This is a genomic window from Pseudomonas sp. AC016, assembly GCF_979253365.1.
Map to the genome: position 1 here is coordinate 3,023,611 of NZ_CEEDCC010000001.1, position 20,416 is coordinate 3,044,026.

The following is a 20,416-nucleotide window of genomic DNA, read 5'->3' on the forward strand; positions in this document are numbered from 1 at the left end:
TCAAAAAGCCATTGCTCTATGGTTCCCGGAGCTTATAATCCCGCGCCCGCACCGCTCGATCCAATCATGCGAAGCGGTCTTACGCTCGAACAACTCCTGTTCGGCCATCTGGATTCCGACAGCCCGCCCCGGCTGTCACCTAAGGGAATAGAACGTCATGCCTTCTCGTGCCTTGACTGCGCTCGCGCTGATTTCCGCTGTTCAACTGGCAGGTTGTTCTGCCTTTCGCAACTACGACACCGAGCTGCAACAAACTAATCAGCAGCTGGCCAGCGGCAATGTGGACGCAGCGATCGGCACGCTGGAAAAGAACAACACCGGTGAAGACAAGGACCTTCTCTATTACTTCGAGAAGGGCGAGCTGTTGCGCGCCAAGGGTGACTTCGCTGGCAGCCAGACGGCCTGGCGTGCTGCCGATCTGGTGGTGTTCAAATGGGAAGAGTCGGTCAAGCTCGACACCGACAAATACCTCGCGCAGTTCGGCAGCTTCCTGATCAACGACAAGGTGCGCCGCTACGAAGGCTATGACTATGAAAAGGTCATGCTCACCACCCAGATGGCGCTCAACCAGCTGGCGCGCAACGATTTTGACGGTGCCCGCACCGAGATCAAGAAGACGCACGAGCGCGAAGCGGTCATCGCCGAGCTGCGCGACAAGGAATACCTCAAGAGCGAGCAGGAAGCCGAGAACCGGGGCGTGAAGACCGAATTCAAGGACCTGCGCGGCTACCCTGTCGCCTCGCTGGACGCCCCTGAAGTCGTCAGCCTGAAGAACAGCTACCAGAGCGCGTTCAGCCATTACCTGTCCGGTTTTGTCTATGAAGCGCTCGGCGAGAAAGGCCTCGCAGCACCGGGTTATCGCAAGGCCGCCGAACTGCGCCCCAATACGCCGTTGCTGGAACAGGCCCTCAAGGACCTCGATGCAGCAGCCAGCAAGGACGGCAACAGCGAAGTTCTGATCGTCGTGCAGAGCGGCTTTGCCCCGGCGCGCGACTCGGTCCGCATTCCGTTGCCACTGCCTATCAGCGGCAATCTGGTCATCACGCCGCTGTCGTTCCCGGTCATCAAACCGGACACCACAACCCCGGCGTTCAACCAGATCACGCTGGACGGCCAGCCGCTGAACCTGACCTTGCTCAACAGCACCACCGACATGTCTCGCCGAGCACTGCGCGACGACATGCCGGGCATTATCCTGCGTACCACCGTGCGCGCCATTACTCGCGGCGTGGCCCAGAAGCAGATCAACGACACCAACCCGCTGGCGGGCCTTGCCGTCGGCATCGCCTCGGCCATCACCGAAGGCGCCGACACCCGCACCTGGCGCACGTTGCCGGACAACACACTGGTGGCGCGCCTGCGCCTGACCCAGGGTGAGCACCAGATCATTCTGCCCAACGCACTGGGCGGCTCGCATGTCCGCGTCAAGGTCGACCAGCGCTATCAGGTAATCCCGCTGCGTGCACTGGGCAGTCAGGTCTATGCGGGCAGTCTGGCCGCTCAGGTCATGCCGTCGAACGTTCCGCAAGCCATTGCCACCGCCAAACAACCCTGATCGGAGATTTTCCATGCGCATGAAGATTTTTGGCGCGCTGACCGTTGCACTGCTTGCGGGCTGCGCGACGCCTCCGCCGCCCGCACCGGGCAGCGCTGCAAGCAAAGTGGTGTCCATGGGCGACACCCAATACATCGAAGTCGGCGCCATGCGCGTCGCACGCGAAAACGGCTTTCTGACCGTCAAGGCGCAACTGACCAACACCAGCAGCCGCAACAGGATGATGTATTACCGCTTTGCCTGGCTGGGCAATGACGGCTTCCCGATTGCCGATGAGGAAAGCTGGAAAAGCATGACGCTGTATGGCTCGCAAAGCACTGTGCTGCCTGCCATCGCGCCGGTTCCCCGCGCGACCGATTTCCGCATCGAAATCAACACGCCTTGATCCGCACACCTATTCGCCCAGTTCTGGAGAACGTCTCAATGCTCACACGCTTCTGCTCCATCGCCGCCGTCGCCCTGCTGGTTACAGGCTGTGCCAACAACTCGCCCGGTCTGGGCAGCAAGAACATCAGCTACGGCGACACCAAGGCCGTCGAAACCGTGACCAACGAGTTCGGCTCTACCGATCTGCAGATGATCGCCGAAAGCATGACCCGCTCCCTGGCTCAGTCCGGCACCCTGCAGGGTCGCCCGGTGGTTCAGGTCTACGACGTGAAGAACAAGACCAGCGAGTACATCGATACCCGCGAGATCACCACGTCGATCAAGACCCAGTTGATGAAAAGCGGCACTGCCCGTTTTGCCAGCGACGACAATCAGATGCAGAACCAGGTTGATCAGCTCAAGCTGCAGAACCAGAGCGGTCTGTACAAGAAGACCACTGTCGCCAAGACCGGCAACATGGTCGCTGCCAAATACCGTCTGGAAGGCTCGATCAGCTCCATCGTCAAGCGCAGCAGCGACTACAAGGATGTCTTTTACAAATTCAGCCTGCAGTTGATCGACGTTGAAAGCGGCCTGGCCGAATGGATGGACGAGAAAGAAATTCGTAAAACCACGGAGCGTTAATCAATGCGCGCATGGATCGGCATTATCGGCATGGCTTGCGCTTTTGCAGCGCAGGCCGCGCCAAAAATCGCGGTCACGGACCTGGCTTATCAGGAACGCGTGGAGCAGTACATCCACACCGTGTCGGCACGCAGTAACATGCAGGCCAATTACTACAGCGCCAGCGGCTCGTCGAGTTACGACGAGTACGAGTCACGCACCAGCTACATCGAGCAGACCGAACTGCGCAAATTCAGCGGCGACATCAAGGGCGAGATCATCAAGTCCGGGATGTTCCAGCTGGTGCAGGCCACGCCGTACACCGCCGGGTCCAAGGAAGACGTTTACGACGTCATCAAGCGCATCAAGAACGGCAGCTTCAAGGGCGCGGACTACGTGCTGTTCGGCACCGTCTCGGACATCGATTTCCAGCAGGATATCGGTGAGATCGCCAATACCAATTCGCATTCGGCCATTCTTGGCCTGACGCTGGTGGCGGATTTCAGCCTGATCAATACGCGCACCTATGAAGTCACCTCAGCCTTCACCGCAATGGGCGAAGGCCAGGACACCAAGCTGGTGAATGGCCGGGACATCAAGGTCTCGCTCAACCGCCCTCGGGTGGTTCGCGATGTCTCGAAATCGATAGGCGAAGACGTGGCCCGCCAGCTGCGAGAGCAACTGCGCGGCGAGGTGGAATACACCGGGCAACAGCCGCAGCACAACAACCTGCCGAGAGACGAGGCGCCTAAAATTCTGCGCTAAGGCGAGGATTAAAGGTCCTTTAAAACCGTCGCGAGCCGCTCGAGCCAAACGAGCGCGCTCGCGATGCTTCTATTACGCCGTGCCGCGATGCAACGTCGCGAGGAAAGCCGCGGCCCCTACGAACAGACTGGCAAAGCTACGATTCAGACGACGCTGCTGACGCGGGGTTTTCAGTGCGCGCAGGACTTTCGAGGCAAGCCCGGTGTAGCCCGCCATCACGATCAGATCCACGACCACCATAGTGGCCGCGATGATCACGTATTGGATCAGCATCGGTGCGGCCGGATCAACGAACTGCGGCAGGATCGCCAGCATGAACACCAGCGCCTTGGGGTTACTGATGTTGACCAGAAAGCCACGCAGCACCAGCCTCCAGATACTGCCGACGGGACGAGTCGTCGGCTCGTCGGATAGGTCCAAGGGGAGTGCTCGCCATTGCTTGATGCCCAGGTAGACCAGATACGCGACGCCGAACCACTTGATCAACGTGAACGCCAGCTCCGACGCTGCAAGCACCGCGCCCAGACCTGCCGCGACGATCGCAATCTGTGCCACCAGCGCAATCTGTAGGCCGAGTGCATTCCAGTAGCCGCGCAGAAAGCCGTATTGCAGGCCGCACGACATCGAGGCGATAGCGCCTGCACCAGGAGAAAGACTGATAATCCAGCAGGCTGCGAAGAAGCCCAGCCACGTTTCAAGCGCCATCACGCACCTCAAGCAGAATCGAATGCCCGCTAAATTAGTGCGTAATGGTCTGCATGACCAATGATTTCTAGTCCTGCTCGTCCTGCGGAGCCGGATTCGCGGACTGAGGGTACAGTTCGCTCCCGCGCCAGCGGCGAACCGACTTCTGGAAGAACTGGCTGTTGGGCACCTGGACCAGCGCACCGCCAGCTTCCGGTGTTTCGATCAGGGTGGTGAACATCAGGTTGATTGCAACCACACGGCCCTTCACGCCCGGCTTGTCCAGCGTGTCGACCAGCTCGACCAGATCACCAATGCGGAACGGTCCGATGGTGAAGATCAGGATCGCGCACAGCAGGTTGGACAGCACGCTCCACATGGCAAAGAACGCCACCGCAGCAACCGCCACAAACCCGGACAAGGCCGTCCACAACACAGTGGCTGAAACGCCGAGACGCCCCAGCACAAAGACGAAGGCACTGCCCATGATCAGCCAGCGCAGGCCGCCACGTACCGGCACCAGAAGCTCGGGCGGCAACGGGTAGCGCTCGCCCAGACCGGTCAGAAAACGTCCAACGACCCGCTGCAGTACATAACCTGCCAACAGAATCAGCAGGATTTGCAAGCCCAGCAGAATCGGTTCTACCCAGTAAGCGGAGACCGGCAAACCCAACATCTCCATCACGACAAGGCTTCCAGCTCGGCCTGCATCGACTCCAGCAACTCCAGCGCCTGCATCCAGGCGTCTTCCAGCTCGGACTCGCGTACTTTCAATTTGGCCTGTTCGGCCAGCAGGTCGCGCAGCTTGTCCTTGTTGGCGGCATCGTAGTTGGCGCTGTCGGCCAGTGCCTCTTCAACCTTGGCGAGCTTTTCGTGCAGCGTGCCCAGATCGCGCTCCAGCTTGTCGGCCTCACGTTTGTGCGGGGCCAGTTGCTGACGCAGGGCCGCAGCCTGCTGACGCTGGGCTTTCTTGTCGGTCTTGTCGGCGTTGACCGGTGTATTGCTGACCGGCGCGTTGCGCAATCGATAGTCAGCCAGCCAGCGTGTGTAGTCGTCCAGATCGCCATCGAACTCCTGAACGCGACCATCAGCCACCAGCAGGAAGTCATCGGTGGTGCTTTTAAGCAAGTGCCGATCGTGAGAGACCACCAGTACCGCGCCGCCAAACTCCTGAAGTGCCATGGTCAGCGCGAGGCGCATTTCCAGATCCAGGTGGTTGGTGGGTTCGTCGAGCAGCAACAGATTGGGCTTTTCCCAGGCGATCAGAGCCAGCGCCAGACGCGCCTTTTCGCCACCGGAGAAGTTCAGCACCGGCTCATCCAGACGCGCGCCGCGGAAGTCGAAACCACCGAGAAAGTCACGCAAGGTCTGCTCGCGCTCGGTCGGCGCAAGGCGCTGCAAGTGCAACAGTGGCGTGGCCTTGGCGTCCAGCGAATCGAGTTGATGCTGGGCAAAGTAGCCCACGGTCAGGTTCTCGCCGCGCACCAGTCGGCCGCTCTGCGGTGAGAGTTCGCCTGCCAGGTTTTTGATCAGCGTCGATTTGCCCGCGCCATTCGGCCCGAGCAGACCGATACGCGCGCCCGGCGTCAGTTGCAGCTTGACCTTCTCCAGGACGGTCTTGTCGCCGTAGCCCAGACGCGCTTCAGACAGGTCCAGCAACGGGCTGGAGATCTTGTCGGACTCACGGAAAACAAAGTTGAAGGGCGAATCCACGTGCGCAGCGGACAGCTCTTCCATGCGTTCCAGTGCCTTGATCCGGCTCTGGGCCTGACGGGCCTTGGTGGCCTGGGCCTTGAAGCGCGCGATGTATTTTTCCATGTGCGCACGCTGCACCTGCTGTTTCTCGTAGGCCTGTTGCTGCTGGGCCAGACGTTCCGCACGGGCGCGCTCGAACGCGCTGTAGCCACCACGGTAGAGCGTGATCTTGCGTTGCTCGACATGCGCGATGTGATCGACCACTGCATCGAGAAAATCCCGGTCGTGAGAGATCAGCAGCAGCGTGCCCGGATAACTTTTCAGCCAGTCTTCGAGCCACAGGATCGCGTCGAGGTCCAAGTGGTTGGTTGGTTCGTCGAGCAGCAGCAGGTCCGACGGACACATCAGGGCCTGCGCCAGGTTCAGACGCATGCGCCAGCCACCCGAGAAGCTGCCGACCTGGCGCTCCATCTGCTCGTTGGTGAACCCGAGGCCCGCCAGCAGCTTGCGAGCGCGAGCGTCGGCGGTATAACCGTCAGCGCTGTCGAGCTCCGAGTGCAGACGCGCCTGGGCGGCACCGTCCTGCGCCGCTTCGGCTTCAGCCAGCAAGCGCTGAACCTCGCGCAGACGCACGTCGCCGTCAAGCACGTAATCGACGCCCAGGCGCTCGAGTGTGTCGACCTCCTGACGCATATGAGCGATGCGCCAGTCCGCGGGCAACAGACAGTCACCGGCATCGGGCGTAAGCTCGCCGCGCAGCAAGGCGAACAGACTGGATTTACCGGCGCCGTTGGCACCGATCAGACCGGCTTTATGGCCGGCGTGCAGGGTCAGCTCGGCGTCTTCTAGCAGACGTTGCGGACCACGCTGTAAGGTAAGGCTTTGAAGTCGAATCATAATGGCGGCGGAGTCTACCAGCTTCGTCCCGGACAGGGAGATCACTATGCCTACAGACCTCTGGAGTTTCACCCTGGATTTTTACGCTCGACCGGGTGTGGAACAGGCCTGTCTGACACTGCAAACCAGCGGGGCCAACGTATGCGCGGTGTTATGCAGCGTGTGGCTGGGGTTGCGCGGAGTCGAATGCAACGCGCAACGATTGTCCGAAATCGGACAGTTGGCGACGCCATGGCACGATGACGTCGTGCGGCCGCTGCGCGAAATACGCACCCAGTGGCGGGCGGCAGCGCAGGATGACGCCGTTCTGAGCGAATTGCGAAACAGGGTCAAGGCATTGGAACTGGAGGCCGAACACACGCTGCTCACCCGACTTGAGGCATTGAGCCGTGACTGGCCAGATGCGAACAAAACGGAAGTCGCCGGGTGGCTTGCGGGCATTGTCGAAAGCCCGGCACAAAAAAGCCGCGATGCGCTGCAAGTGCTGCGCATCGCGGCTGACGTCACCGACGCTTAGGAAGCGCTGGTAGGCGTTGCGCCATTGGCCGCTGACGGAGCAGGCGCGGCGGCTGGAGCGGCAGAAGCTGGCGCTGCTGCCGGCTTGACCGCAGGCGTGGTGGACGCCGCAGGCTTGGTGGCTGCTGGTTTTGCAGCAGGCTTGGCAGCGGCTTTCACCGGAGCCTTGGCAGGTGCTTTTGCCGGCGCCTTGACGGCGGCTGGTTTGGCAGCGGCAGGCTTCGCAGTTGCAGGCTTGGCCGGTGCCTTGGCGGCAGCGGGTTTGGCCGCTGCTTTCGCAGGAGCCGGTTTGGCCGCTGCTGTTTTTGCAGCAACCGGCTTGGCGGCAGCGGCGGGTTTCGCAGCAGGCTTCGCGGCAGCCTTGACCGGCGCTTTGGCAGCGACGGGCTTGGCGGCGGTTTTGGCCGCAGGCCTGGCAGCAGCTTTGGCAGGCGCTTTGGCTACCGGTGCCTTGGCAACGGTCTTGACGGCAGGCTTGGCAGCCGCCGCTTTGGCCGGTGCAGCAGGCTTGGCTTCGCGGGTGGTGAGGATCTTGCCGACGGCTTCCTTGACGCGACCAATGCCTTGGGCAAGCTTCAGGCTTTCCTGAGCATCACGCTTGAGGTGCAGAATGTAGGTACGGGTTTCAGTCTGACGGTCCTTGAGTGCATCCAGCAATTCTTCCAGTTCAGAAACGGCGCTCTTGGCCTTGGTCTGCGCCTTGGCCTTACCGACCGTGGCGGCATCCTGCAACTTGGTGCGCGACTTGTGCAGTTTTTCCTGCGCTTTGCCACGTTGTTTTTCGAGCTTGGCGAGCAGTTTCTCGGCATCAGCCAAAGCTTGTGAGCAGGCGTCTTCCAGATGCTCGAGCAAGCTGCCCGATAGTTGTTGGAGCAAATGCAACGGAGTATTTACTGGCTTCTTTTTGGCCGACATGACTTACCTCCTGGCTGACGAAATTGCGGCTCATACTAGACTTCTGCTCGCACCGCCGCTAGGGCATCTTGACACCATGAACGGCGCCCTGTTGCATGGTGAAAAAAATGATTGTCGGGCCTGTTTCCAGGTCTTTGCGAAATTCACCTTGCAAGACACGTCACCACAGGCGCTTGCACTGGCATAATCGCTGACTTCCCAGGCCGGAGAGCATCCATGTCGCGCTACCTGTTAACGTCGTTGTTTCTCTTGCTACCGCTGGCTCAGGCCACTGAAACCCCTCCGACCACAGATTCTCACGACCTTGCCTACAGCCTGGGCGCAAGCCTGGGTGAACGCTTGCATCAGGAGGTCCCGGACCTTGATCTGAAAGCGCTGGTCGATGGCTTGAAGCAGGCCTATCAGGGCAAGCCTCTGGCACTCAAGCAGGAGCGTATCGACCAGATTCTGCGTGAGCACGATGCGGCCATGGCCCAGGCCGAGACCACGGGAACAGACGCGCCGACCGAAGCCGCGCTGGGTGCAGAAAAGCGCTTCATGGAAAGCGAGAAGGCCAAGCCGGGCGTCAAGGTGCTGGCTGACGGTATCCTGATGACGGAACTCACGCCGGGCACCGGGCCGAAGCCGGACGTGAATGGCAGGGTGGAAGTGCGCTATGTGGGTCGCCTGCCGGACGGCACGATCTTCGATCAAAGTACACAGCCGCAGTGGTTCAGGCTCGACAGTGTAATCAGCGGCTGGACCAGCGCACTGCAAGGCATGCCGACCGGGGCGAAATGGCGGCTGGTGATTCCATCGGATCAGGCGTACGGCGCAGAGGGCGCAGGCGACCTGATCGACCCGTTCACGCCACTGGTGTTCGAGATCGAGCTGATCGCCGTTTCACAGTAATCCGCTCTTATCAAAACAACCTGCCACCCACAGAAGAAACACTGCTTTTTTGTAGGAGCGCGCTTGCCCGCGATGAACGACGACGCGATGGTCCTGACAAACCGCGTCGACTGCATCGCGGGCAAGCGCGCTCCTACGGTCTGTGTTTGCTGCGCGACAGCGCTACGTCGAAGACGTGGTGGGGCCTCCCACAGAAACGCGAAAGGGTGCAAAAGCACCCTTGGCAACCCCATGGACATCAGGAAACGGTCAGGCCTGAACGGCGGCCTCTTCCTTGTGGGAGTTGTGCAACACTTCGATCAGGCAGTCTTCAAGCTCAAAGCGCTCATGCAGCAGACCGCCCAGCTTGTTGAACTCTTTTGCCACGACCGAGCAGTCCGAGCAGTCACCCTTGTCACAGCGGTCATTGAACGCCAGCGCCAGCTCGGTAATGACATTCAGACGTGGGTAGAGGGTATCCGCCAGCTCAAGCCCGCGTTCGTCATTGAATGCCTTGGCTTCATTGCCCAGCTGTTCGTAGACCTCGAAATGACCGGCCGAAACGTAGTCGACCAGAATTCCGCAAAAGTTCTGCAATGCCGCGCGATCAGCTGCGAGCGCTTCAGGCGTATCGCCCAACGCATCGTAGGCATTGATCAATTCACGGCGGCACTCCAACCAGCGGTCAATCAACAGATTGACACCACCCCAGCGTTCCTGAGCATTCTGACAACTTTCCAGCATGATGTTCTCTCTTCCCTTCAGGGGCATGCGGTCCTGTGCCGGCCTTATTCATTTAAGGGCCTGGCCTGATGAAAGCGTCAGGACAGCATACTTCCAATGACGCGTGCGGCCCAGATTATGCCCGCTCGACGAGGCCATCAAGGTACGCAGGAGATAAAGTTCATACAAGCGTTTAATAGTCGGTCCGACTTCCGGCTGATATCCAGAGGCTCAATTCGCTGAAAAGCGGGTACAACGGCAGCAGCGCCAGACCGACAAATGCCAGCAGACTCCATTCGGGAAGACTCAGGCCGAACAGCGACCAGGTGATTTGCGCGCAAACCGCAGCATTGACGTGGAAGCTGTCACTCCACCGGCCCGGAGAGAGGCTGTCGAGCGCGGCGAACACCGGTATCAGCTCATCTGCCGATGCCGTTTGCAGCCAGACCTGAAAACCCGCCATGGCCGCACCGACCAGTGCCACCATCAGCAACGCCACGCAGTAGCGGTCCCAGCCGGTCACGCCGGGTGAATGACAGGCTGCCGCCAGCGTCAGCACACCGCAACTGACCATCGCCGCCCGTTGCGAGAGGCAGAGCAGGCAAGGTTCAAGGCCGACGACGTGTTGCAGGTAAAGTACAGCGGCAATGATCAGCGCACAGGTCAGAAATGCCAGAAAGAACAACGAACGCGTGCGAGCCAGGTGCATGGCAAATCCGTAACAAAAGACGAGGCGTTAACGGTAGAGGAAAGGGCCCGGCGCTTTCAAGGCGACGTCGTACAGATACGTCGCTGCAAAATGTGGAAACAACACACGTGACAACAGGGCTTCTTGACGAGTTGGCGTAGGAAGGTTCGTACTTTGCCCAGACGAGCTTTAAACGCTGGCAGTTGCGCGCATGAGCCCTGCCGTCAGAGCCCACGCACGCAGAACGTCACACACCAGTCAGTGCGGGCAACGGACGAGTCAAAAGACGCTCGTCGAGCAGGCCCAGCCCTTCCTGAAAGAGCTGGTTGCTGCGATCCGTTTCACCCAGTTGAGCAAGCAACCGCGCCAGCTCGGCGCAGGTCTCCGGGTTACGGTCCAGACGCAGACTGCTTTCCAGATAGTCGCGAGCCTTGCCCCAGAGCCGGCTTTGCAGGCAGATACGACCCAGGCTCAGCAACAGGCTCGGATCGCTCGGATGGTGCTTGAGCCAGCCTTCTGCGGTCTGCAGCTGCTTAGCCGGATCACCGCCACGTACCAGCCCGTACAACCGGGCCAGATGGCTGCTGTAGTCGCGCTTGAGGGCAGAGCGCAGCACTTCTTCAGCCTGCGCCTCGGCGCCGAGACGACGCAACTGATCGGCATACGCCAGTATCAGTTGCGGCTCCTGACGCTGCGCAGAGGACAGCCCTTGCCAGGCTTTCTCAAGCGAAGGCAGACCGGTCAACGCGCCTTCGCCTTCTTCACGGTAGGCCGCCAGCGTAAGGTTTTCACCCCAGGCACGACGTTCCAGTTCAGCGAGCTCACGAGGTGGCAACACCTTGTCCTTGCGAAGCTCCGGCATCAGGCGAATCAACGCCGACCAGTCACCGCGTTGCTGATACAACCGTTGCAACTGACGCAACACCTGAGGGTTATGCGGATGGCGCTCGTGCATGGCCTGCAGCGTGGTCAATGCACCATCGGTGTCGCCACGATCCTGCTGCAACTGCGCGTGGTTCAGGGCAATCGCCAGTTCCGCCTGCGGCTGGCGAGTCAGTGCGCGCTCAAGCAGGCTGTCACAATCTTCGTAACGACCCTGCTCGTTGGCCGCTCGCGCAGCGCCGATGTAGTACAGCAATGGATGAGCGTCGGCCTCGGCAGCACGATGCAAGTGACGTTGCGCGCTGGACCAGCGACCCTCGGCAAGGTCCATCTGGCCCTGCTCGATTGCGATCTGGACACGGCGGCGGCGATTGCGACGCGACCAAGGATTGACCAGCCCGCCCGATGTGGTCAGCAGGTTGATGACCAGACGGATGAGCAGGATCACCAGCAGGAAGGCGACCAGCAGCGCCAGCGTTGCCCACAGGCTCGATTCATAACGGAAGTTCTGATACGCGATCAGGACGTATCCGGAATGCTCGGCGATGGCGACACCGATCAACGCCGCAACAGCGATGGCGATGAACAGCAGTACATAGAATCGCTTCATGGGCTGGTCCCTCGCATCGCCTCGGCAGGCTGGCCTGACGCGTGACGACGCTCGAGGTACGCCTGAACGGCGCTCAGGCTCTGCGCCAGATCAGGCGTCTTCACAGCTACAGGCTGCGCGGCGACGGCATCAAGACGCGCGCCCAGCAGTTTGCCTTGCGGATCGTCCTGATTGAAGTTGGACTGCAGCACGCTCTTGGCCTCGGCCAGCGCACGGGAATACACCTCAGGCTCGCCATTGAGCGCAGCCCACTGCGCCTGCTCGAGCGCAAGACTCAGGGCCAGACGGACCTGGGACAGACTCTGTCCGGCCAGAACCGGACGGATGTCCTTGTCAGCGTTGAAATCGACACGGAAGTAATGGGAAAGCTGCTCCCACCAGCGCGACCATGTGCTGTCTTCACTGGCATCGGCAGTCAGGCCAGGCAGGGTATCGCCCTTGTCTTCATATTCGGGGGCCAGCTTGTTGAGCTGTACCGCCTGATCGCGCAATGCAGCCAGTTGCAGGAACAGTCCGGTGCGGTCCGGCTGCTCGATACTGCGCAAGGCGCCCAGGCTTTTGGCGAGCTGTTCGCGTGCGGCAAACGAGCCCGGATCGTCCTGCTCGCGCAGGATTTCGTCTGCACCCTGCACCAGGGCCTCGGCACTGTTGATGTCCTGCAAAGCGGAAAGACGCAGGCTGGCCAGACGCAGCAAGTGCTCGGCCTCGGCCAGACGCCAGTCCTTGCGGCTGGCGCCAAGGACGGTTTCCAGACGCTGACTCAGACGCTGCTGGTCGCCCTGCAGCTGCGCCACCAGACGGCGGCTGTCTTCAAGCTGATCGGCCGGCGGAAACTGCGCAAGACGAGCTGTCAGCTGCTGGTCACTCTGGGCCAGCGCCAGCGTCTGTTCGGCGATGTCCTGAACCTCGCCGCGCTGCTGCTGATGCCCGGCCTGCAACATGCGCAGTTGCCAAACGCCCCAGCCTGCAACGGCAACGCCTGCGATTCCCAGCAAGAGGGCCAGGATCACCAGGCCGCTGCTGCGATTGCCCGAGCGCTCGGGGCGCACAGGTTCAGGGGTGGAGGCCGGTGTTTTGACTACCGATTCATCGTCTTTAGGCAAGGCAGTTTCGCTCACGTATCCCATCCTTTGCATGTTGGCGTAATAGCGTAAACGACAAAGAGTCGATCAATACGCCTCGACGGCAGGCTGAGGTCGATCCCGCAACGCTGCCAGCAGTGCCCCGGCGCTCGCGCCATGGCAATCAATCACATTCAGAGCCCCGGCAGCACGAGCCATCTCGGCCACTCGGGGACTGGGTACAAACAACGGCAGACGTGCCAGATCCTGCCAGCGCTCACCTGCCAGCGCGAGCAGATGTTCAAAACCCTGCCCACTGCTGACCACCAGCCCGTTCAAGCGTTCCAACTCGACACGTTGCGGCAGTGCCGAGGCAGGGTACTGTGGCAGATAACGACGGTACAGCGGCAGGTAATCGACTGTCACACCCTGTTCGCGCAAACGCTCGGCCAACAGCTCGCGTCCCTCGTCACCCCGCATGATCAGCACACGACTGCCCGGAACGGCAATCGCCGCCTGCAATCGCGGCAGATCCAGCAGGGCTTCGCTGTCATCGCCCTGCTCGGGCCAACTGACATCCAGACCATAGTCGATCAATATCTGGCCGGTCGCGGCGCCGACACTGAACCAGGGCTGAATCGGCGGCTGGGGCCAGACTTCGTCGATCAGCTCGATGGCCAGACGGGCAGCCGGCTTGCTGACCACAATGACGGCGCAGTAATTGAGCAGCTCGAAAATGATCGAGTGTTGGGCAGGCGTCAGCGGCAGCGGTTCGGTTTCAAGCAGGGGCAGGCTGCTGCTGAAGATACCGGCGTCGGCCAACGTACTGGCCAGCGCCGCCGACTCCTCGGCAGGACGGGTCAGCAGCAGACGCCAGTTGCTCATTCGTCTGCAGCCTCGCCGTAGACGGCCTTGAGGATTTTTGCCGCACCCTGGGCCAGAAGCGCTTCGGCAACCTCGACACCCAACGCCTGTGCCGCAGTCTGTGGGGCACGCGCTTCTGCGCGCAGCAACAGGCTGCCGGAAGGATCTCCGACCATGCCACGCAACCAGACCTGATCGTCTTCAAGCACGGCGTAGCAGGCGATCGGCACCTGGCAGCCGCCATTGAGGTGTTTGTTCAGCGCGCGCTCGGCAATCACACGCACGGCAGTGTCTTCGTGATGCAAGGGCGCAAGCAGCGCATGAATCTGCGCATCGACACTGCGGCATTCGATGCCTACCGCGCCCTGGCCGCCAGCAGGAAGACTGTCTTCAACGCTGATCGCCGAGGTGATGCGGTCCTCGAACCCAAGGCGGATCAGACCGGCCGCGGCCAGAATGATCGCGTCGTATTCGCCCGAGTCCAGCTTGGCCAGACGCGTATTGACGTTGCCGCGCAGGAAGTGAATCGTCAGGTCGGGACGACGCGCCAGCAACTGGGACTGGCGACGCAGGCTGGACGTCCCGACGATGCTGCCGGCAGGCAGATCTTCCAGACTGGCAAAGGTGTTGGACACGAACGCATCGCGGGCGTCTTCGCGCTCGCAGATGCAGAACAGCCCGAGGCCGTCCGGGAAGTCCATCGGCACGTCTTTCATCGAGTGCACGGCGATGTCCGCCTCATTTTCCAGAAGCGCTGTTTCGAGCTCCTTGACGAACAGCCCCTTGCCACCGATTTTCGACAACGGCGAGTCCAGCAGCTTGTCGCCACGACTGACCATCGGCACCAGCGTCACGATCAGGCCGGGATGGGCTTTCTCCAGACGTGCTTTGACATATTCGGCCTGCCAGAGGGCCAACGCGCTCTTGCGGGTAGCGATGCGGATTTCGCGAGAAGACATTGAACGATCCGTACTGGGTAAATGCGACGGATAATAACAGCTCAGCCGGACAGCTTCAGCGTTGACCGAAAACGGGCACCGACCCGCCTGCAGGTATCAGAACCACAGACTGGGCTCAATGAGGATGGAAGGTGGATTGTTCGCGGAGAACCGGAAAACCCAGGGTCTGGTAGGTAGCCCAGGACCATGGCTCGGTTTTCGCGAGCAAACCCGTGCAACGGAGTTTCTACAACGTTTGCATCATTTTGCGCACACCCGCCACATGACGACGGCTGACAATCAGGGCATCACCACCCAGCCCTCTCAGGAACAACTGAAAGTGCCCCAACGGCGTGCGTTGCAGGCGTTCGATCCGCTCCCGCGCCACCAGTGCATTGCGATGTATACGCACGAATCGATCACCGAATTCGTCTTCCAGCGCCTTGAGTGGCTCATCCAGAAGCACTTCGCCGCCTTCGTGACGCAGGGTCACGTATTTGTGGTCAGCGATGAAATAGATCACCTGATCCAACGGAATCAGTTCGATACCTTTGCGAGTACGCGCACTGATGTGAGTCCGCGGGCCGTTTCCGCTTTCGGCTGCGGGTCGGGTCATGGCGGCCAGTTGCACGCGATTGGGCCGCTCGGCCTTTCTCAACGCCTCGATAAGATGCTCGGGACGCACAGGTTTTACCAGGTAACCGACAGCGCTGACCTGGAACGCATCCAGCGCGAACTCGTCGTGTGCGGTGCAGAAAACCACGGCGGGAGGCGCTTCGCGCTCGCACAGTCTGGCAGCGACCTGCAAGCCGTCCATACCTGGCATACGGATGTCCAGCAGCACGACATCCGGCTTGAGATTATCGATCAGCGCCAATGCTTCATCACCATTTGTGGCGCTGGGTTCTAGTACCCGGTAACCCTCGAGTTCGCCGACCAATCGGCTCAGTCGCTCGCGGGCCAGGGGTTCGTCATCAACGATCAGGACATTCATATAGCTCTGGCTTCCTGCGTGAGTCTCGCACAAGGATAGCGTAGACAGGTGTAGTGACGACCGTCACGGCGCTCCACGCTCAGACTGGCGTACGGGCCAAAAAGTGCCGTAATGCGCGCACCGATATTCGTCAGGGCCTGTTGAGTACCGTTGGAAGTCTGCCGAGTGGCAACTTCTTCATAGGGATTGCTGACACGCAATATGAACTCTCCCTCGCTATAGTCTGCTTCGACTGTTACTACACCCCCTTCGACTCGCGGGGCAATGCCATAGATCAAAGCGTTTTCAAGTAATGGCTGCAAGGTTAGCTGGGGAATCGGCAAGTCATCAGGAATTGCGCTCACCCTCCAGTCCAACTGTAGACGCTCGCCGAGACGATATTGCTCAATCGATAAATATCGTTTTGCCAAAGCCAGCTCCTCGCTCCACGTCACAAGGCTGCCGGGCTTGGCCAGACTGGCGCGAAAAAGGTCGGAAAGATCCAGTACCGCCTGCTCGGCCTTGACCGGATTGCTGGCCACCAGACTCGCGATGCTGTTGAGCGTATTGAACAGAAAGTGCGGCCGGATACGCGCCTGCAACGATTCGATCCTGGCCTGGAGCTCGCCCTGCTGCTGCTTGCGCCACTGACTCTGCAGATAAAAGTAGCGCAACATCAGGGCTGACATGATCAGCGCAATCATCGAATAGCGAATGTACCGATCCACCATCCCGCCCACCGTGATCCTGCCGGTGAGCTGACACACGTCGGTGACCGCCGTGCACAGCAGCGTCAGACCGACCACCAGCAGACAACCGAGCAGACCCGCAAGTCCTGGCGAGAGACGTGCCAGCCAGGGCCGCAGGCCGCACAGCAACGCGGCGGACAGCAGCACGATCCATTGCACGAACAACGACATCAGTGCCAGTCGCACCCAATCGAACCCCGTGCGCATCGGCTCGACCAGCACCAGAACCAGTACCAACAGCTCGGCCAGCACCACGAGCACGAGCAGGGCCTGCGGCAGGCACAATTCGGGCAGGAAGAATTCTTTGCCGGGCGCGCGCCCGGTGTCACGCTTTACAGGATGATCTCGCATCGGCTCAGTCTCGGCTCTGGCAGGGCCAGCGGCAAGCCATCCGAAAATAAAAAAGTGTCAACCCTGTTATCATCGCAACCGCCTTTGTGCCACGTATCGGGCACGCCACTTTCCGTAGAGCAACGAGCGAATCCATGAGCACCGACAAGACCAATCAGTCCTGGGGCGGCCGCTTCAGTGAACCCGTCGACGCGTTCGTCGCGCGCTTCACTGCCTCCGTCACCTTCGACCAGCGCCTGTATCGCCACGACATCATGGGCTCCATTGCCCACGCCACGATGCTGGCCAAGGTAGGCGTTCTGACTGACGCCGAGCGCGACACGATCATCGATGGCCTGAAGACCATTCAGACCGAGATCGAGGCAGGGACTTTCGACTGGCGCGTCGATCTGGAAGACGTGCACATGAACATCGAAGCGCGCCTGACCGACCGCATCGGCATCACCGGCAAGAAACTGCACACCGGTCGCAGCCGCAACGATCAGGTGGCCACGGACATTCGCCTGTGGCTGCGTGACGAAATCGACCTGATCCTGAGCGAGATCACTCGCCTGCAGCAGGGCCTGCTGGGTCAGGCCGAGCGTGAAGCCGACACCATCATGCCGGGCTTCACCCATTTGCAGACCGCACAGCCGGTCACGTTCGGTCACCATATGCTGGCCTGGTTCGAAATGCTCAGCCGTGACTACGAACGTCTGGTTGACTGCCGCAAGCGTCTGAACCGCATGCCGCTGGGCAGCGCTGCGCTGGCAGGCACCACCTACCCGATCGACCGTGAGCTGACCTGCAAGCTGCTGGGTTTCGATGCTGTGGGCGGCAACTCGCTGGACGGCGTGTCGGACCGCGATTTCGCCATCGAATTCTGTGCTGCAGCCTCCGTGGCGATGATGCACTTGTCGCGTTTCTCCGAAGAGCTGGTGCTGTGGACCAGCGCGCAGTTCCAGTTCATCGACTTGCCGGATCGTTTCTGCACTGGCAGCTCGATCATGCCGCAGAAGAAGAATCCGGATGTTCCAGAGCTGGTACGCGGCAAGAGCGGCCGCGTATTTGGCGCCCTGATGGGCCTGCTGACCCTGATGAAAGGCCAGCCTCTGGCTTACAACAAGGACAATCAGGAAGACAAGGAGCCGCTGTTCGACGCAGCCGACACCTTGCGCGACTCGCTGCGTGCATTTGCCGACATGATCCCGGCGATCAAGCCGAAACACGCCATCATGCGCGAAGCGGCCCTGCGCGGCTTCTCGACCGCAACCGACCTGGCCGACTACCTGGTGCGCCGTGGCCTGCCGTTCCGTGATTGCCACGAGATCGTTGGCCATGCCGTGAAGTATGGCGTCGATACCGGCAAGGACCTGGCTGAGATGAGCCTGGACGAACTGCGTCAGTTCAGCGATCAGATCGAACAGGACGTGTTCGCCGTACTGACCCTGGAAGGCTCGGTGAATGCACGCGACCATATCGGCGGCACTGCCCCCGGACAGGTCCGCGCTGCCGTGGTGCGCGGACAGGAGCTGCTGGCGGGTCGTTGATCGCTGATCAAGGCCATGCTATGCGCTCACCGTTATACACAAGTCCGAAAGACGCGAAAAACGGGGGCCTAAACGAAAGTGACTGACTGAATGCATACCCCGTGGTCGCAGCAAGACTCGGGTATAACCCGGGGCACAAGCTGGGCATGATCGGCGTGCTTGAGATCACGCTGATCGTTCCTACGCTCCGCGTGGGAATGCCGCTCAGGACGCTCCGCGTCCGCACTTGAATGTGGCGCAGATGCGTGGCCAAGTTCCAGCGTTACCCACGTCATGCGCTCGGCTCGCTGAGTCCGCAATCTGTGCCATTTGTGACGCGGAGCGTCACGGGAGGCATGCTCACGCGGAGCGATGGGCACGATCAGTGTTGAGGCGGACTTATGTATAACGCTGAGCGCAGGAGCATGGGAACGATAAGGTTCTTACCCTGCCTACAGCCCCACCGGCCTCACCCGCGCCATGAACGTCGGCCAGTCCGCTTCTTTGTCTGCCGCCACTCTCTGCACATTCGGATTCAATGCCAGCCGCTCCAGCAAGGCTTGCGCTTTCGGCATGTCGCCCAGAAAGTCCAGATCGAACAATCGCTCGCCCACCTGCTGGGCCAGGTCGATGCTGTACAGAAAATACACATCCGCCACGCTGAATCGCTCGCCCGCTACGTAAGGCGCAAAGCTCGCACGCTGGGCCAGTGCGGCAATGCCCTTGATCAGGTCGCGACGCGCCTTGGCCTTCAGGTCCGGCGGTGTGGGCCTGCCACCGAATATCACTTCGGCGTAGCAGACCCGCGCAGGCAACTCGATGTAGAGTTCGATTTCCTTGGCGATGGTCCAGACCTGAGCCCGCGCGAAAGGGTCGGCAGGCAGTAACGGCCGGTCCGGACAGGTCTCTTCGATGTAACGCAGGATGACGTCCGTCTCGCTGATGAAGCCATCCGGCGTTCCCAGCACCGGGACCTTGCCGCGCGCACTGACGGCGAGCACTTCGGGGTTCTGGCAGCCAAACAGCGGCACTTCCTGAAACGGCAGCTGCTTCTCCAGCAGCGCCAGCTTGACCATATTGAAATAATTGCTTGAGGCAAATCCGTATAGTTTCAGCATGCTGGTCTCCTTGACCTGACTGTCGACTGCCCATTGCAGATGCGTGAAACCCTATAGATTTATCTTTATGAATCAATGATTTATATCAAATACGGATAGTTACAAGACGCTTCCTACGCCTATCTTCCCCTGGCCTTACGAATGCCCCCTCGAAAGAATCCGGTTAGACTGCGCGCCTTACCCGAGGAATGACCATGACCGACGCCATCGACAATGATGAAGAAGAATTCGCTGCTTCGACCTTGATCGAAGCCATCGAAAACCAGATCGAGGCCGACAATCCGCCTGCGGCCAAAGCCACGCTCAACAAGCTGACGCTGGTGGGTTATGAGCGCGACGACATTCTCGAAATGATGGCCCATGTACTGGCCATCGAGATCGACGCATTGCTGGAGCAGGACCGCCCGTTCGATGCCGAATGGTACGAAGCCGCCCTGCGCGCACTGCCGGAATTGCCACCAGAAAAATAACCGGTCGACCGGATAAAAAGCCTTCAGATATATGCTGCAAAGTTTCCAGACGCTGGACTACACTGCAAAAGCCCCGCTGCCGCTAAATCCTCCGGGGCTCTCACGCCAAGCCGGCTTTAGCGGTCATCCAGAACCGACAGCGCAGCACGGACATGTCGATTCCAGAGCACACCCGCAGCCTGCGAGGTCGTACTACTACAAAAAGTCTGGAGCACCTATGTCGTATACCCCTGAGTTGGTTGCCGAACTGGAAATCCTTGCACTGTTCAACCTGGGCAATACCCAGGAAGGCCTCAAAGTCCACCACGTGGCGGCCCCGACAGCCATTGCAGCTGCCAAAAGACTCTTTGAAAAAGGACTGACGACCCAGGTCGATGGCGGCTATCTCACGAGCCTGGGCCTTGAAGCTGCCGAGCACGCCCAATCGTTGCTGACCATTCTGAACGTATCCCGAGAAGCGGCCTGAGTGCCCTGAGGGCTTGCGCGCAAAAACTGCGCGACAAGCCCTTTATTTATTGCGGTCACGGTCGATATAGAAAATTGGCGCCAGAATAACAACCCGACCGAACCTGCATTCTTTCGGCTGCAAACCTT

Annotated in this window: 22 protein-coding genes; 9 read left to right on the forward strand and 13 right to left on the reverse strand. The window is 60.4% G+C overall.

The genetic code is table 11. The annotated features are described in order from the left end of the window. Positions 1-157: 157 nt before the first annotated feature. Genes AC0IXS_RS13685 through AC0IXS_RS13700 form a run of 4 tightly spaced genes read left to right on the forward strand, consistent with a single transcriptional unit; the run spans position 158 to position 3,310 of the window. Entirely contained in the window at positions 158-1,555 is a 1,398-nt protein-coding gene (locus AC0IXS_RS13685; RefSeq protein ID WP_057410060.1) for a COG3014 family protein, read from the forward strand. A 13-nt stretch (positions 1,556-1,568) separates the two neighbouring features. Then, a complete protein-coding gene (locus AC0IXS_RS13690) occupies positions 1,569-1,940 on the forward strand; it encodes a YcfL family putative periplasmic lipoprotein (protein WP_449123788.1) in 372 nt (123 codons plus the stop codon). A 38-nt stretch (positions 1,941-1,978) separates the two neighbouring features. Further along, entirely contained in the window at positions 1,979-2,566 is a 588-nt protein-coding gene (lpoB, locus tag AC0IXS_RS13695; RefSeq protein WP_057410062.1) for a penicillin-binding protein activator LpoB, read from the forward strand. Positions 2,567-2,569: 3 nt separating this feature from the next. Further along, complete coding sequence (locus AC0IXS_RS13700) at positions 2,570-3,310, forward strand: hypothetical protein (RefSeq protein ID WP_004886867.1); 741 nt, start codon at positions 2,570-2,572, stop codon at positions 3,308-3,310. A 72-nt stretch (positions 3,311-3,382) separates the two neighbouring features. On the opposite strand, the gene AC0IXS_RS13705 is transcribed toward AC0IXS_RS13700, so the two are convergent. From AC0IXS_RS13705 to AC0IXS_RS13715, 3 genes are all read right to left on the reverse strand, one after another. Continuing rightward, the gene (locus AC0IXS_RS13705) at positions 3,383-4,015 is read right to left on the reverse strand and encodes a LysE family transporter (protein ID WP_057410064.1); all 633 of its coding nucleotides are present in this window, start codon (positions 4,013-4,015) and stop codon (positions 3,383-3,385) included. 67 nt (positions 4,016-4,082) lie between these two features. Continuing rightward, positions 4,083-4,676 carry a mechanosensitive ion channel family protein gene (locus AC0IXS_RS13710; RefSeq protein WP_057410065.1) on the reverse strand — a complete coding sequence of 198 codons (594 nt, stop codon included), beginning with the start codon at positions 4,674-4,676 and terminating at the stop codon, positions 4,083-4,085. Beyond that, positions 4,676-6,586 carry an ATP-binding cassette domain-containing protein gene (locus AC0IXS_RS13715; protein ID WP_122571914.1) on the reverse strand — a complete coding sequence of 637 codons (1,911 nt, stop codon included), beginning with the start codon at positions 6,584-6,586 and terminating at the stop codon, positions 4,676-4,678. Before AC0IXS_RS13715 ends, AC0IXS_RS13710 begins: the two co-directional genes overlap by 1 nt. Positions 6,587-6,632: 46 nt before the next feature. On the opposite strand from AC0IXS_RS13715, the gene AC0IXS_RS13720 reads away from it, so the two are divergent. Beyond that, positions 6,633-7,103: a TIGR02444 family protein gene (locus AC0IXS_RS13720; RefSeq protein ID WP_057410066.1), complete on the forward strand. Its 471-nt coding sequence runs from the start codon at positions 6,633-6,635 to the stop codon at positions 7,101-7,103. On the opposite strand, the gene AC0IXS_RS13725 is transcribed toward AC0IXS_RS13720, so the two are convergent. Next, the gene (locus tag AC0IXS_RS13725) at positions 7,100-8,017 is read right to left on the reverse strand and encodes an AlgP family protein (RefSeq protein WP_122667937.1); all 918 of its coding nucleotides are present in this window, start codon (positions 8,015-8,017) and stop codon (positions 7,100-7,102) included. The two genes, AC0IXS_RS13720 and AC0IXS_RS13725, sit on opposite strands and share 4 nt — an antisense overlap. A gap of 216 nt (positions 8,018-8,233) precedes the next feature. Between AC0IXS_RS13725 and AC0IXS_RS13730 the strand changes: the two genes are divergently transcribed. Continuing rightward, positions 8,234-8,908, forward strand: coding sequence for an FKBP-type peptidyl-prolyl cis-trans isomerase (locus AC0IXS_RS13730; protein ID WP_004886880.1), 675 nt, complete (start codon positions 8,234-8,236; stop codon positions 8,906-8,908). 249 nt (positions 8,909-9,157) lie between these two features. Here the strand turns inward: AC0IXS_RS13730 and AC0IXS_RS13735 are convergent, their stop codons facing one another. The 8 genes from AC0IXS_RS13735 to AC0IXS_RS13770 all read right to left on the reverse strand — a co-directional run bounded on the left by AC0IXS_RS13735 (position 9,158) and on the right by AC0IXS_RS13770 (position 16,726). Continuing rightward, positions 9,158-9,631 (reverse strand): Rsd/AlgQ family anti-sigma factor, encoded by a 474-nt coding sequence (locus tag AC0IXS_RS13735; RefSeq protein WP_029242902.1) that lies wholly within the window; start codon positions 9,629-9,631, stop codon positions 9,158-9,160. A gap of 172 nt (positions 9,632-9,803) precedes the next feature. After that, positions 9,804-10,319: a disulfide bond formation protein B gene (locus AC0IXS_RS13740; RefSeq protein ID WP_471824889.1), complete on the reverse strand. Its 516-nt coding sequence runs from the start codon at positions 10,317-10,319 to the stop codon at positions 9,804-9,806. 226 nt (positions 10,320-10,545) lie between these two features. Beyond that, positions 10,546-11,790, reverse strand: coding sequence for a heme biosynthesis HemY N-terminal domain-containing protein (locus tag AC0IXS_RS13745; protein WP_471824891.1), 1,245 nt, complete (start codon positions 11,788-11,790; stop codon positions 10,546-10,548). Further along, positions 11,787-12,908, reverse strand: coding sequence for a uroporphyrinogen-III C-methyltransferase (locus AC0IXS_RS13750; protein WP_025996735.1), 1,122 nt, complete (start codon positions 12,906-12,908; stop codon positions 11,787-11,789). Before AC0IXS_RS13750 ends, AC0IXS_RS13745 begins: the two co-directional genes overlap by 4 nt. A 51-nt stretch (positions 12,909-12,959) precedes the next feature. Further along, positions 12,960-13,736 (reverse strand): uroporphyrinogen-III synthase, encoded by a 777-nt coding sequence (locus AC0IXS_RS13755; protein ID WP_057410071.1) that lies wholly within the window; start codon positions 13,734-13,736, stop codon positions 12,960-12,962. Next, positions 13,733-14,674, reverse strand: coding sequence for a hydroxymethylbilane synthase (gene hemC / locus AC0IXS_RS13760; RefSeq protein WP_029242898.1), 942 nt, complete (start codon positions 14,672-14,674; stop codon positions 13,733-13,735). Before hemC ends, AC0IXS_RS13755 begins: the two co-directional genes overlap by 4 nt. Before the next feature lie 226 nt (positions 14,675-14,900). Continuing rightward, positions 14,901-15,647, reverse strand: a complete 747-nt coding sequence (locus tag AC0IXS_RS13765) for a LytR/AlgR family response regulator transcription factor (protein ID WP_004886893.1) — start codon at positions 15,645-15,647, stop codon at positions 14,901-14,903. Then, a complete protein-coding gene (locus AC0IXS_RS13770) occupies positions 15,644-16,726 on the reverse strand; it encodes a sensor histidine kinase (RefSeq protein ID WP_057410072.1) in 1,083 nt (360 codons plus the stop codon). The genes AC0IXS_RS13765 and AC0IXS_RS13770 overlap by 4 nt, the downstream gene beginning before the upstream one ends. Before the next feature lie 134 nt (positions 16,727-16,860). Between AC0IXS_RS13770 and argH the strand changes: the two genes are divergently transcribed. Then, a complete protein-coding gene (gene argH, locus AC0IXS_RS13775) occupies positions 16,861-18,255 on the forward strand; it encodes an argininosuccinate lyase (RefSeq protein WP_122667939.1) in 1,395 nt (464 codons plus the stop codon). A gap of 431 nt (positions 18,256-18,686) precedes the next feature. On the opposite strand, the gene AC0IXS_RS13780 is transcribed toward argH, so the two are convergent. Next, positions 18,687-19,352, reverse strand: coding sequence for a glutathione S-transferase family protein (locus tag AC0IXS_RS13780; RefSeq protein ID WP_057409180.1), 666 nt, complete (start codon positions 19,350-19,352; stop codon positions 18,687-18,689). Positions 19,353-19,546: 194 nt separating this feature from the next. Here AC0IXS_RS13780 and AC0IXS_RS13785 point away from each other — a divergent pair, with 194 nt between their 5' ends. Both AC0IXS_RS13785 and AC0IXS_RS13790 read left to right on the forward strand, forming a co-directional pair. Then, the gene (locus AC0IXS_RS13785) at positions 19,547-19,822 is read left to right on the forward strand and encodes a hypothetical protein (RefSeq protein WP_081021739.1); all 276 of its coding nucleotides are present in this window, start codon (positions 19,547-19,549) and stop codon (positions 19,820-19,822) included. Between the two features lie 217 nt (positions 19,823-20,039). After that, entirely contained in the window at positions 20,040-20,288 is a 249-nt protein-coding gene (locus AC0IXS_RS13790; protein WP_004887382.1) for a TIGR02647 family protein, read from the forward strand. The last annotated feature ends 128 nt before the right edge of the window (positions 20,289-20,416 follow it).

Bases quoted from the DNA above. Each gene is read 5' to 3' on its own strand.
- AC0IXS_RS13685 (WP_057410060.1), top strand. From the start codon at position 158: ATGCCTTCTCGTGCCTTGACTGCGCTCGCGCTGATTTCCGCTGTTCAA.
- AC0IXS_RS13690 (WP_449123788.1), top strand. From the start codon at position 1,569: ATGCGCATGAAGATTTTTGGCGCGCTGACCGTTGCACTGCTTGCGGGC.
- lpoB (WP_057410062.1), top strand. From the start codon at position 1,979: ATGCTCACACGCTTCTGCTCCATCGCCGCCGTCGCCCTGCTGGTTACA.
- AC0IXS_RS13700 (WP_004886867.1), top strand. From the start codon at position 2,570: ATGCGCGCATGGATCGGCATTATCGGCATGGCTTGCGCTTTTGCAGCG.
- AC0IXS_RS13705 (WP_057410064.1), bottom strand. From the start codon at position 4,015: ATGGCGCTTGAAACGTGGCTGGGCTTCTTCGCAGCCTGCTGGATTATC.
- AC0IXS_RS13710 (WP_057410065.1), bottom strand. From the start codon at position 4,676: ATGGAGATGTTGGGTTTGCCGGTCTCCGCTTACTGGGTAGAACCGATT.
- AC0IXS_RS13715 (WP_122571914.1), bottom strand. From the start codon at position 6,586: ATGATTCGACTTCAAAGCCTTACCTTACAGCGTGGTCCGCAACGTCTG.
- AC0IXS_RS13720 (WP_057410066.1), top strand. From the start codon at position 6,633: ATGCCTACAGACCTCTGGAGTTTCACCCTGGATTTTTACGCTCGACCG.
- AC0IXS_RS13725 (WP_122667937.1), bottom strand. From the start codon at position 8,017: ATGTCGGCCAAAAAGAAGCCAGTAAATACTCCGTTGCATTTGCTCCAA.
- AC0IXS_RS13730 (WP_004886880.1), top strand. From the start codon at position 8,234: ATGTCGCGCTACCTGTTAACGTCGTTGTTTCTCTTGCTACCGCTGGCT.
- AC0IXS_RS13735 (WP_029242902.1), bottom strand. From the start codon at position 9,631: ATGCTGGAAAGTTGTCAGAATGCTCAGGAACGCTGGGGTGGTGTCAAT.
- AC0IXS_RS13740 (WP_471824889.1), bottom strand. From the start codon at position 10,319: ATGCACCTGGCTCGCACGCGTTCGTTGTTCTTTCTGGCATTTCTGACC.
- AC0IXS_RS13745 (WP_471824891.1), bottom strand. From the start codon at position 11,790: ATGAAGCGATTCTATGTACTGCTGTTCATCGCCATCGCTGTTGCGGCG.
- AC0IXS_RS13755 (WP_057410071.1), bottom strand. From the start codon at position 13,736: ATGAGCAACTGGCGTCTGCTGCTGACCCGTCCTGCCGAGGAGTCGGCG.
- hemC (WP_029242898.1), bottom strand. From the start codon at position 14,674: ATGTCTTCTCGCGAAATCCGCATCGCTACCCGCAAGAGCGCGTTGGCC.
- AC0IXS_RS13765 (WP_004886893.1), bottom strand. From the start codon at position 15,647: ATGAATGTCCTGATCGTTGATGACGAACCCCTGGCCCGCGAGCGACTG.
- AC0IXS_RS13770 (WP_057410072.1), bottom strand. From the start codon at position 16,726: ATGCGAGATCATCCTGTAAAGCGTGACACCGGGCGCGCGCCCGGCAAA.
- argH (WP_122667939.1), top strand. From the start codon at position 16,861: ATGAGCACCGACAAGACCAATCAGTCCTGGGGCGGCCGCTTCAGTGAA.
- AC0IXS_RS13780 (WP_057409180.1), bottom strand. From the start codon at position 19,352: ATGCTGAAACTATACGGATTTGCCTCAAGCAATTATTTCAATATGGTC.
- AC0IXS_RS13785 (WP_081021739.1), top strand. From the start codon at position 19,547: ATGACCGACGCCATCGACAATGATGAAGAAGAATTCGCTGCTTCGACC.
- AC0IXS_RS13790 (WP_004887382.1), top strand. From the start codon at position 20,040: ATGTCGTATACCCCTGAGTTGGTTGCCGAACTGGAAATCCTTGCACTG.